The 2,622-nt window shown below is 68.7% G+C and carries 3 protein-coding genes and 1 pseudogene; all 4 read left to right on the top strand.

From position 1 onward, the window contains the following. Nucleotides 1-536 (top strand): lytic murein transglycosylase (locus VF649_RS01630; protein WP_331010213.1); only part of this gene is annotated, 536 nt, incomplete at its 5' end. Then, nucleotides 520-1,365 (top strand): septal ring lytic transglycosylase RlpA family protein, encoded by an 846-nt coding sequence (locus tag VF649_RS01625; RefSeq protein ID WP_331010212.1) that lies wholly within the window; start codon nucleotides 520-522, stop codon nucleotides 1,363-1,365. The genes VF649_RS01630 and VF649_RS01625, both read left to right, overlap by 17 nt. Further along, complete coding sequence (locus VF649_RS01620) at nucleotides 1,362-2,525, top strand: D-alanyl-D-alanine carboxypeptidase family protein (RefSeq protein ID WP_331010211.1); 1,164 nt, start codon at nucleotides 1,362-1,364, stop codon at nucleotides 2,523-2,525. Before VF649_RS01625 ends, VF649_RS01620 begins: the two co-directional genes overlap by 4 nt. Beyond that, nucleotides 2,522-2,622, top strand: a pseudogene (locus tag VF649_RS01615) (thymidylate kinase); the annotation flags it as partial. The gene VF649_RS01620 and the pseudogene VF649_RS01615, both read left to right, overlap by 4 nt.

The following is a 2,622-nucleotide window of genomic DNA, read 5'->3' as shown; positions in this document are numbered from 1 at the left end:
TCGCGACGCTGGTCCTGCTGGACCGCGGTATCCCGCGGTCGACGCTGAAGGGCAGCTGGGCGGGGGCGACCGGCTATCCGCAATTCCTGCCGAGCATGTATCTGCGGCTGGCGGTGGATGGCGATGGCGACGGACGGGTCGACATCTGGAACAGCGAGCCCGACGCGCTCGCCTCGATCGGTCATTATCTGGAGATTGCCGGGTGGAAGCGCGACGTGCCGTGGGGCGTGGCGGTGCGCGTGCCGGCGACCATCGATCGTGCGGCGCTGAAATCCCGGTTGACGGCACCGCGCTGTCCGCGAGTCTATGACCGGCACAGCCGCTGGCTGACGATCGGTGAATGGCGGCGACTGGGCATCCAGTTTCTGGGATCGGGGGTGCCTGGCGATGCGGAGCAGGCCAGCCTGATCGAACCCGACGGGCCGGGCGCGACCGCCTATCTGCTGACCACCAACTACCGGTCGATCCTCGATTATAACTGTTCCAACTTCTATGCCCTGTCGGTGGGATTGCTGGCCGATGCGGTCCGGGATTAGTCCGATCCGGCTGACGGCGGCGCTCGCGCTGCTGCTGCTGGCGGCATGCGGCGGGCGCGACCGGCCGGGGGGATCGCATGCCGGATACCGCCCGGTGGCGGACCTGCCGGTGCGGATCGGTCCGCCCTATCAGGTACGCGGGCGGCGCCATGTCCCCGCCGACGACCGCAGCTATTCCGCGGTCGGCATGGCGTCCTGGTACGGATCCGAATCGGGGCGGCAGACCGCGAATGGCGAGCGGTTCCGGCCGGAGGGGATCAGCGCCGCGCACCGTACGCTGCCGCTGCCTGCCTATGTCGAGGTCACCGCGCTCAGGACCGGGCGCACGATCCTGGTGCGTGTCAACGATCGTGGCCCCTTTGCGGGCGACCGCATCATCGACCTGTCACGCGGCGCCGCCCGCGAACTGGGCGTCGAGCGCGACGGCACGGCGCCGGTGCAGGTGCGGCGGGTGTTTCCATCGGATGCCGACCGCGCCGCATTGCGCGCGGGCCGCCCCGCCGCGCCGCGAACGGCCATGGATGGGACGGAGCGCCGCCGCCTGCTTGCGCGATTCGCACGGCCGACGCTCGCGCCGGCCGATCCGGTCATGACCGGCGGCTGGTTCGTTCAGGTCGCGACCTTTTCCGATCCGGCGCGCGCCGCTGCACTGGCGCAAAGCCTGGGTGGCACGACGATACCGGTGGGCGGATATATCCAGGTCCGGATCGGTCCCCTGGATGATGGCCAGGCGCAACCGGCGCTGGCGCGGGTCCGGGCCTCCGGCTATCAGGATGCCCGGCTGGTCCGATCGGATCCTGTACCCATAGTCACGGAAGCTGTACGATGAAGCGCTTTTTTCCCGCGATCCTGATGCTCGGCACCGCCGTCCAGGCGGCGGCGCCGCCGTTCGATACGCCCGCACCCGTCGCCTTCATGAAGGATCTGTCGTCGGGCGCGATCCTCTATGCCAAGGACGCCGACCGGCGGATGCCGCCTGCGTCGATGGCGAAGATGATGACCGTCTATGTCGCGTTCGACCTGATCCAGAAGGGTGAGTTGAAGCTCGACCGGATGGTCACGGTGCGGCCGGAAACCTGGCGGCGGTGGCACGGGCCGGAGGCGGGATCGACCATGTTCCTGTCGCCGAACGAGCAGGTCAGCGTCGAAAATCTGTTGAACGGAATCGTCACCCTGTCGGGCAACGACGCGTGCGTCGTGCTGGCGGAAGCGATTTCGGGGACCGAACCGGCGTTCGTGGCGCTGATGAACCGGCGCGCGGCCGAGCTGGGCATGCGCAATTCGCAGTTCGGTACCTCCAATGGCTGGCCCGACGCGGGGCGGACCTTCGTCACTGCGAAGGATCTCGCCACGCTGGCCGAAGCCACGATTGCCAGGCATCCCGACCTCTACAAGAAATTCTATAGCCGCACGTCCTTCACCTGGGGCAAGACGCTGGGCAGCGGGGCCGACATCACCCAGCAGAATCGCGATCCGCTGCTCGGCCGGGTCGAGGGTGCGGACGGGTTGAAGACCGGCCATACCGAGGAAGCGGGCTACGGCTTCACCGGATCCGCCAAGCAGGGCAATCGCCGGCTGGTGATGGTGATCGCCGGGCTGACCTCCGCCGGTCAGCGCCAGGAACAGTCGGTCGCCTTCATGAACTGGGGATTCGGCGCGTGGTCGTCGAAGCCATTGGTCACCAAAGGCAGGCATGTTCAGGATGCGGAGGTGCAGGGCGGCGATGCCCGTACCGTGACGCTGGTCGCGCCGCAGGACCTGGCGGTGACCGTTCCGGCGGGGCTGGGCGCCGATCTGAAGACGCGCGTGGTCTATAATGGCCCGCTGACCGCGCCGATCGCGGCGGGACAGCACGTTGCCGATCTGGTCGTGACCGGACCGGACATGGCGCCGCAGAAACTGCCGCTGGTCGCCGGCGCGGCGGTGGGCGAAGCGGGCTTCTTCGGCCGGATGATGGCGGGTTTCCGCTGGTTGCTCGGGATCGCGTGACGGATCGGCCTGGCCGTTTCCTGACGCTGGAAGGCGGGGAGGGAGTCGGCAAGTCGACGCAGATGCGCGCGCTGGCGGCAGCGCTCCGCGCGCACGG

This window comes from Sphingomonas sp., from assembly GCF_036387535.1.
GTDB lineage: Bacteria > Pseudomonadota > Alphaproteobacteria > Sphingomonadales > Sphingomonadaceae > Sphingomonas_R.
This window is presented reverse-complemented; position numbering and strand designations above follow the sequence as displayed.